Below are 7,362 nucleotides of genomic sequence, written 5' to 3' on the forward strand. Positions count from 1 at the left end.
CCGAACAGGTTGATCCCAGGCCACGCGGTCGCCGCTTGCGCCGCCTTGTCCGGCTCCGCCTGCGCCTTCGCCGCGGCCTCCCCCATCTGTTTCGACAGATGCTCGAGCATCATCTGCTGCGCCCGGCCCATGACATGGGTCCAGTGCTGGATGTCCTCCAGCGACGGCGTCGTGAAGGGCGGCGGGGCGTCTTTGGTTTCGGCCATGATCGGGGTCCTCGTCGGCGCCAATCTAGGGAAGCGCGGCCGCCGGGGAAAGGGCGGCGCCTGAACGCCTCCATTGAATTGAGCGTCCAACCGGCCCATAATCAAGGTGCTGACGTCGCCTGCGACGGAAAGAACGGGCCGCTTTGGCCTCTCCCTTCCCTTCGAGCTGCCCGGCCCCGCGCTGAATCCGGCGCGCGGACTTTTCACGGGACGAAAGCGAGCGCGGCATGAAAGAGGAATTGATGACCTTCGAGGGGCGGATCGACGAGATCCTGCCCGACGGCCGCTTCGGCGTGGTGCTCGACAACGAGCACCGGATCATCGCCTACACCGCCGGCCGCATGCGCCGCTTCCGCATCCGCTCGATCGTCGGCGACCGCGTCCATGTCGAGATGAGCACCTACGACCTCACCAAGGGCCGGATCGTCTATCGCGAGAAGATCGGCGGCTCCGCCCCCGGCCAGCGTCGCAAGTCCTTCAAGCGGCGATAGGCCGAGCCGCACCCAGTTCTAGCGCGACGGAGGTTCTGCGATTTTCAGAGTCCTCGCGGCGAAGGCCGGGATCCTTGAACACCGATCTTGAAGGAGAGGCGACGCCGCCTCGCCTCCGTTCGCGGTCTGAGTGCATCCGCGAGGATCGGGACACCGGCCAGTGCTGCTCGGTCTGAGCGAGCCCCGCAAGACTTGATCCAGGTGAACAAAATCGGGGCGTCGCGCGTTGCGGCTGGCGAACAGGAGGAGAGGGCGTGTGCCTTCCTATCCGTGCCAGTTCCTGCGCCAGTCGAACCGGATGGTCATCCTGACCGTGCCGGACGTGCCCGAGGCGGTGGTCGTCGGCTATTCCGAGGCGGACGCGCTGCGGCGCGCGCCGACGGTCCTCGATTCGATCCTGCGGGGCTATGTCGCCGAGGGGCGGCGCATCCCGCGCCGGTCGCGGCGGCGCGGCGGGCCGCGCGTACCGGTGCTGCGCGAATCCCTGCTTAGCGCCTGACCCTATTCGGCGGCCCTGACCCTATTCGGCGGCGATGCTCAGATAGCTGTCCTGCGCGCCCTGGCGGAGCTGCGGGAAGGCGTCGGCATAGCCGTAATCCACCACCGCGCGCAGCTTGAACGAGACCTCGGCCGGCGGCCGGCGCGACGGCACCGGCGCGGGCGGGATGATCCGCGGCCGGCCCTGCGGGCGGCGCACCACCATGTCCTTGTACCACTCGCCGACATAGGTGCCGTCGAAACGGTGGACGCGGCTGCCGACGATCCGCCCGAGCGGCGTGCCCTCGAGATCGAAGATGTTCATTTCGTAGACGAAGCCGACCGGATCGCCGGCCGTGTCATAGACGTACATTGCCATTGAAGGACGCCACCCCATGTCCGCCGGAACTGCCCCGGCTCCGCCGAACGTGCGCAGGTTTCGGGCTGTCGCGCGAGAGGCGCTGCGGCGGGTTGTTTTCCGGCGGCGGCGAGTGGATGATCGCCCTCCGCCAGATACGGTAGTAACCCTGTAAGTCTTTGCGGGCAGGGACGTTTTGGAGAGAATCGATGGGCCTGAGACTCGCTGCCTTCGCCGCCGCTTCGCTGCTCGCCGCCGCGCCGGCCGCCGCGCAGAACAGCGCCGCGCCGCCGCCGCGCTCTCCGCCGGGGACGGCTGCGCCGCCGACGACGGCGCCGCCGCCCGGTACGCAACCGCCGCCCGCCATCACGCCGCCACCGGTCGTCGTCGTTCCCGAGCCGGAGCCGACCGCGAATGTGGTGATCGTCCAGCCGGTGCAGACCGTGCCCGACGAGCCGCTGACGATCTCGCCCGACGCCGCCTATCCGAACGGCTTCGCCGATCCCGCCGACCCGTTCGGCAACGATCTCTCGCTGGCGCGACAGGAGGAAGCGGGCTTCCCCTGGGGGCTGCTCGGCCTGCTCGGCCTGTTCGGACTGATTCCCCTGTTCCGGCGCGGCGGACGGACCACCCGCACTGTCTATGTCGACCGCGACGATCCGAGGCGGGTGATCCGCGAGGAGCGGATCGAGGACTGACTAGCGCGCGTCGACGAGGACGATCTCGGCATCGCCGATCGCGCGGATTTCCAGCGTCTCCTCGCCGGTGATCGCGACGCCGTCGCGGGCCTCGGCGCGGACGCCGTTGACCTCGATCGGTCCGGCCGTGGCGACGAGATAGGCGTGGCGCTCCGGATCGAGCGTGAGTTCCGCCGTCTCGCCGGCTTTCAGCGTCGCCCCCATCACGCGCGCGGCCGCGTTGATCTTCAGCGCCTCGCCATCCTCCGCATAGCCGCTCGCCAGGGTGACGAAGCGGCCGGAACGGTCCGCCTTGGGGAATTTGGCCGCGCCCCAGCCGGGCGCCGCGCCCGGCCGGTCGGTCAGCACCCAGATCTGGAACAGGGTCGCCGTCTCGTCCTCCAGATTATATTCGGCGTGCTGGACGCCCGTGCCTGCGCTCATCACCTGCACGTCGCCTGCCGCGGTCCGGCCCTTGTTGCCCATCGAGTCTTCGTGGGTGATCGCGCCGGTGCGGACGTAGGTGACGATCTCCATGTCGCGGTGCGGATGCGGCGGGAAGCCGCTTTTCGCGGCGATCTTGTCGTCGTTCCACACCCGGATCGCGCCCCAGCCCATGCGGGCGGGATCGTGATAGTCGGCGAAGGAGAAGTGATGGCGCGCGTCGAGCCAGCCATGGTCGGCATGGCCGAGCGAGCCGAATTTGCGGATGTCGATCATCGTTCGATCCTCCTTACGCGGCCAGCTTCAAATCGCCGCTGGCGAACTCGGTCAATGCGCCCGCCGCCGCCTCGATCGAGGCTTCGGCCGCGTCCGGGCCGAAGGCAAGCTTCTCGGCGCGGACGTAGCTCACGTCGGTCACGCCCATGAAGCCGAGCAGGATGCGGATATGCGGCTCCTGCCCGTCCATCGCGGCGCCGTCGCCCTCGCTGTAGAAGCCGGCGCGGCTCTCGATCACGATCGCCTTCCTGCCGCCCAGCAGGCCTTCCGGGCCCTCGGACGTGTAGCGGAAAGTGAGGCCGGCGCGCAGGACATGGTCGAACCAGGCCTTGAGCGTGGAGCTCATCCCAAAATTGTACATCGGGCTGGCGATGACGATCAGGTCGGCGGCCTGAAGCTCGGCGACGAGCGCGTCGGAAAGCGAGCGCGCCTCGAGTTCGACGTGCGTCGCCGGCTCGCCTTTGATCGCGGCCACGGTTTCGGCGGTGAGATGCGGCAGCGGATTGGCGCCAACGTCGCGCAGCACGACATGCGCTGCCGGATTGGCGGCGCGAACCGCATCGACGAAGCGCGCGGCGAGGCCGCCCGACACGGAGGCATCGCCATTGGCGCTGCTCGAAACGACCAGGATATTCATGTCTCTTCTCCCCTTGGGATGATTGCCTTGGCGGGAGATATGGCGCTAAAGGTGTTGCCGGAAGACCGGCAATTGCTATCTTGGTGTTGCGAAATATGGAACGCTCAGCCACCGACCTCGTCGACGTCCTCGCCTTTGTCCGCGTCGCGGAGACCGGCTCCTTCGCGCGCGCGGCGGAGCGGATGGGGCTCTCAAAGCCGGTCCTCTCGCGCCGGGTCGCGCGGCTCGAGGAGCAATTGGGCGCGCGCCTGCTGACCCGGAGCGCGCGCGGCGCCCAGCCGACCGACATCGGCGAGGCCTATTATGCCCGCGCCGCCAACATCCTCGCCGAGCTCGAGGCGGCGGAGGAGGTGGTGGCGGAAGCGGTGACGCAGATCGCCGGGCCGATCCGGCTGACCGCGCCGCTCTCCTTCGGCATCACCCATCTCGCGCCCGCGCTCGCGGATTTCGCCGCCGCCCATCCGAGAGTGGAGCTCGACATCTCGCTCGAGGACCGCACCGTCGACCTCACCGAAGGCGGCTACGATCTGGCGGTGCGGATCGGACGATTGAAGGATTCGGCGCTGATCGCGCGGCGGATCGCGCCGATCCGCAAGGCGGTCGTCGCCAGCCCGGACTATCTCGCCCGACGGGGGCGGCCCGAACAGCCCGCCGACGTCGCCGGCCACGACGTCCTCCTCTATGCGCACGAGCAATGGCGCTTCCGCGTCGGCGGGCGCTGGGAGACGGTGCGGGTCTCCCCGGTCATGCGCGGCAACAATGGCGACATGCTGCTCGCCGCGGCGGTCAGGGGGCTCGGCCTCGTCATGCTCCCCAGCTTCATCGCCGCGCCCGCGATCGAGGCGGGCAAGGTCGAGGTCGTGCTGCGCGATTACCCGCTCGACGAAGGCGCGCTGCACGCGGTCATGCCGCCGGGACGCGCGACCACGGCTCGCGTTCGCGCGCTCGTCGACTTTCTCGTCGAGCGCTTCGGGCCGGAGCCCGCCTGGGACCCGTGCTGGCTGGCGCAGGAGGCCGATGCTGGACGAGGGCCGACGAAACGCTAAGAAGCCTCCATCCCGCCGATCCGAAGGAACCACGCCCCGTGCAGCTACGCCTCCCCCTCGTCGCCCTGCTTCTCGCCACCACCGGCATCGCCGCCGCGCAGCCGCAGGTCCCGGCCCCCGCGCCCCAGGCCGCCGCGGCACAGAGCTCGCAGGCCGCGGAGGATGCGCGCCTCCTCGCCTTCCTCGACGCCGCCTTCGACGAGACGATCTCGACCAATCCGCAAGTGCTCACCAGCCTCGGCTCGAAGCAGCTCTACGACCGGCTGAACGACTTCACCGACGCCTATCGCCAGCGCCAGCTCGCGCTGCGCGAGCGCCACCTCGCCGAGATGCGCCGCCAGTTCGATCCGGGCCGGCTGAGCCCGGCGGGGCGCCTTTCCTACCGCCTGTTCGAGGAGGACGTGGAGGACGACCGCCGCGCCTTCCCCTTCCGCTGGCACGCCTTCCCCGCGACCAACAACGGCAGCCCGATGGGAACGATCCCGGTCTTCCTGATCAACAATCACCGCATCGCCGACGTCAGCGATGCCGAGGCCTATGTCGCGCGGCTGCGCGACGTCGAGCGGGTGATGAACGAGATCAGCACCAACATCCGCCACCAGGCGAGCCTCGGCATCGTCCCGCCCGCCTTCAATTTCGAGCCGGTGCGAGAGGACGGGCGGCGCATCCTCAGTGGCGCGCCCTTCACCGACGGCCCGCCGGGCGCCCTGCTCGCGGACTTCACGGCCAAGGTGAACCGCCTCGAAATCCCCCAGTCGGAGAAGGACCGCTTGCTCGCCGGGGCGCGCGAAGCGCTGACCGGACCCTTCCGCCGCGGCTACGAGACGATGCTGGCGACGCTCGCCGAGATCGAGCCGCGCGCGACCGGCAACAACGGCGCCTGGAGCCTGCCGAACGGGGCGGAATTCTACGCCCAGCGCCTCGCCAATTTCACGACGACCGAGCTCGGCGCCGAGGAGATCCACAATCTCGGCCTCGAACAGGTCCGCCGCATTCATGGCGAGATGGAGCGGATCAAGCGCCAGGTCGGCTTCACCGGCACGCTCACCGGATTCTTCACCCACATCAATGCCAGCGACGAATTCAAATATCCCAACACCGACGAGGGCCGGCAGCGCTATCTCGCCGACGCTCGCGCCTATATCGATCAGGTGATGGCGGCGGCGCCGCGCTGGTTCCGCCGGCTGCCGCGCGCGCCGCTGGAGGTCCGCGCGGTCGAGCCGTTCCGGCAGGAGACGGCGGCGGTCGCTTTCTACAACCGCCCTTCGCCCGATGGCTCTCGCCCCGGCATCTTCTACGTCAACCTCGCCGACATGACTCAGGTGCTCAGGCCCCAGGTCGAGGCGATCGCCTATCACGAGGGCGCGCCCGGCCACCATTTCCAGAGCGCGCTGGCGCAGGAGCTGCCAGGCGTGCCCAAGTTCCGCCGCTTCGGCGGCAACAGCGCCTATGGCGAGGGCTGGGGCCTCTACGCCGAGGGGCTGGGCCAGGAAATGGGCTTCTACCGCGAGCCGATGAGCGAGTTCGGCATGCTCTCCACCCAGCTCTGGCGGGCGATCCGCCTCGTCGTCGACACCGGCATTCACCACCATCGCTGGACCCGCGAGCGGGCGATCGACTATTTCATGGAGAACGGCCTGCTCTCCCGGCGCGACGCGACCAAGGAGGTCGAGCGCTATTTCAACAATCCCGGACAGGCGACGTGCTACATGATCGGCCGCCTCAGGATCCTCGCATTGCGCGACCGCGCGCGCCAGGAACTGGGCGAGCGCTTCGACATCCGCGATTTCCACGCGGTCGTGCTCGAGAATGGCAACGTCCCGCTGGGCGTGCTCGAGGACCTGGTCGAGGCCTATATCGCGGAGCGGAGGGCAAGCTGATCAGTCGGCCGTCGCTGGAGCGGCCGCGGCTTGCAACGGATAGGGGAGCATCTGCGCGTTCCACGCGGCCCAGTCCGCCTTCAGCCGCTCGAAGCGTTCGGGCTCGCGGTCCTTGAGGTTGGCCCGCTCGCGCGGATCGCGGGTGATGTTATAGAGCTGCTCGTCGCCCGCGACCCGCAGATATTTCCAGTCGCCGTCGCGCGCCGCCGCCTGCTCCCGCTCCCGGAAGCGCCAGAACAGCTTGCGCGAGCGCGCCGGCGCCTCTCCGATCAGAACGTCGAGCAGATTCTCGCCGTCGGGCGGAACGGCCGGATCGACCGTCGCACCGGCCGCCGCAGCAAGGGTCGGCAGCCAGTCCATCGACGTCAATACTTGGTCCGACCGTCCCCCGGCGCGGATCGTCGCCGGCCAGCGGACGACAAGCGGCACCCGTATCCCGCCCTCGAGCAGATCACCTTTGCCGCCGCGCAGCGGCCAGGTGTCCGAAAAGCGTTCGCCGCCATTATCACTGGTGAAGACGACGATCGTGTTGCTCGTGGCACCGGCACGTTCCAGCTCGGCGAGGACCCTGCCGATCGCCGCGTCCATCGAGCGGACCATCTCCGCGAAAATCTGAAGGCTGCCGCCGTCACGATGCCATAGACTGGCCTCCGGCGGCAGCGGCTGGTCGTTCGGGCCCTGCCAGGGCCAGTGCGGCGCAGTGAAGTGGAGGCTGAGCAGGAACGGCGCGCCTTCCGCCGCCGCGCTCCGCAGTTCCGCGACCGCCCTGTCGGCGAGGAGGTCGGTCAAATAGCCAGCGCGGTCCACGATCGTGTCGCCATCGAAAAGGCCGACGGAACCCAGACGCCCCATGGCGGTTACGCGGCGGGT

The 7,362-nt window shown here is 69.1% G+C and carries 10 protein-coding genes; 5 read left to right on the plus strand and 5 right to left on the minus strand.

Annotation, left to right across the window (positions count from 1 at the left end):
* Window positions 1–206: hypothetical protein (locus ACT4N8_RS05015; protein WP_444857036.1), on the minus strand; the 206-nt coding region annotated here is incomplete at its 3' end.
* 227 nt (window positions 207–433) lie between these two features.
* Here ACT4N8_RS05015 and infA point away from each other — a divergent pair.
* Both infA and ACT4N8_RS05025 read left to right on the plus strand, forming a co-directional pair.
* Window positions 434–697: a translation initiation factor IF-1 gene (gene infA, locus ACT4N8_RS05020; RefSeq protein WP_444857037.1), complete on the plus strand. Its 264-nt coding sequence runs from the start codon at window positions 434–436 to the stop codon at window positions 695–697.
* Between the two features lie 256 nt (window positions 698–953).
* A complete protein-coding gene (locus ACT4N8_RS05025; RefSeq protein ID WP_444857038.1) occupies window positions 954–1,196 on the plus strand; it encodes a hypothetical protein in 243 nt (80 codons plus the stop codon).
* Between the two features lie 21 nt (window positions 1,197–1,217).
* Here the strand turns inward: ACT4N8_RS05025 and ACT4N8_RS05030 are convergent, their stop codons facing one another.
* Window positions 1,218–1,553, minus strand: a complete 336-nt coding sequence (locus tag ACT4N8_RS05030; protein WP_444857039.1) for a 4-fold beta flower protein — start codon at window positions 1,551–1,553, stop codon at window positions 1,218–1,220.
* 188 nt (window positions 1,554–1,741) lie between these two features.
* On the opposite strand from ACT4N8_RS05030, the gene ACT4N8_RS05035 reads away from it, so the two are divergent.
* Window positions 1,742–2,230 carry a hypothetical protein gene (locus ACT4N8_RS05035; protein ID WP_444857040.1) on the plus strand — a complete coding sequence of 163 codons (489 nt, stop codon included), beginning with the start codon at window positions 1,742–1,744 and terminating at the stop codon, window positions 2,228–2,230.
* On the opposite strand, the gene ACT4N8_RS05040 is transcribed toward ACT4N8_RS05035, so the two are convergent.
* On the minus strand, window positions 2,231–2,929 hold the full coding sequence (locus ACT4N8_RS05040) for a pirin family protein (RefSeq protein ID WP_444857041.1): 699 nt from the start codon (window positions 2,927–2,929) through the stop codon (window positions 2,231–2,233).
* A 13-nt stretch (window positions 2,930–2,942) separates the two neighbouring features.
* Complete coding sequence (locus ACT4N8_RS05045; RefSeq protein WP_444857042.1) at window positions 2,943–3,566, minus strand: FMN-dependent NADH-azoreductase; 624 nt, start codon at window positions 3,564–3,566, stop codon at window positions 2,943–2,945.
* Between the two features lie 95 nt (window positions 3,567–3,661).
* Here ACT4N8_RS05045 and ACT4N8_RS05050 point away from each other — a divergent pair, with 95 nt between their 5' ends.
* Window positions 3,662–4,612 (plus strand): LysR family transcriptional regulator, encoded by a 951-nt coding sequence (locus tag ACT4N8_RS05050; RefSeq protein WP_444857043.1) that lies wholly within the window; start codon window positions 3,662–3,664, stop codon window positions 4,610–4,612.
* 38 nt (window positions 4,613–4,650) lie between these two features.
* Window positions 4,651–6,492, plus strand: a complete 1,842-nt coding sequence (locus tag ACT4N8_RS05055; protein ID WP_444857044.1) for a DUF885 domain-containing protein — start codon at window positions 4,651–4,653, stop codon at window positions 6,490–6,492.
* Here the strand turns inward: ACT4N8_RS05055 and ACT4N8_RS05060 are convergent.
* On the minus strand, window positions 6,493–7,362 hold an 870-nt coding region (locus ACT4N8_RS05060; protein ID WP_444857045.1), incomplete at its 5' end, for a sulfatase family protein.

It is taken from the genome of Sphingosinicella sp. (genome assembly GCF_052387495.1).
Taxonomy (GTDB): Bacteria; Pseudomonadota; Alphaproteobacteria; order Sphingomonadales; family Sphingomonadaceae; genus Allosphingosinicella.

Coding starts and splice junctions, on each gene's coding strand:
- infA (WP_444857037.1), top strand. CDS start 434: ATGAAAGAGGAATTGATGACCTTCGAGGGGCGGATCGACGAGATCCTG.
- ACT4N8_RS05030 (WP_444857039.1), bottom strand. CDS start 1,553: ATGGCAATGTACGTCTATGACACGGCCGGCGATCCGGTCGGCTTCGTC.
- ACT4N8_RS05035 (WP_444857040.1), top strand. CDS start 1,742: ATGGGCCTGAGACTCGCTGCCTTCGCCGCCGCTTCGCTGCTCGCCGCC.
- ACT4N8_RS05040 (WP_444857041.1), bottom strand. CDS start 2,929: ATGATCGACATCCGCAAATTCGGCTCGCTCGGCCATGCCGACCATGGC.
- ACT4N8_RS05045 (WP_444857042.1), bottom strand. CDS start 3,566: ATGAATATCCTGGTCGTTTCGAGCAGCGCCAATGGCGATGCCTCCGTG.
- ACT4N8_RS05050 (WP_444857043.1), top strand. CDS start 3,662: ATGGAACGCTCAGCCACCGACCTCGTCGACGTCCTCGCCTTTGTCCGC.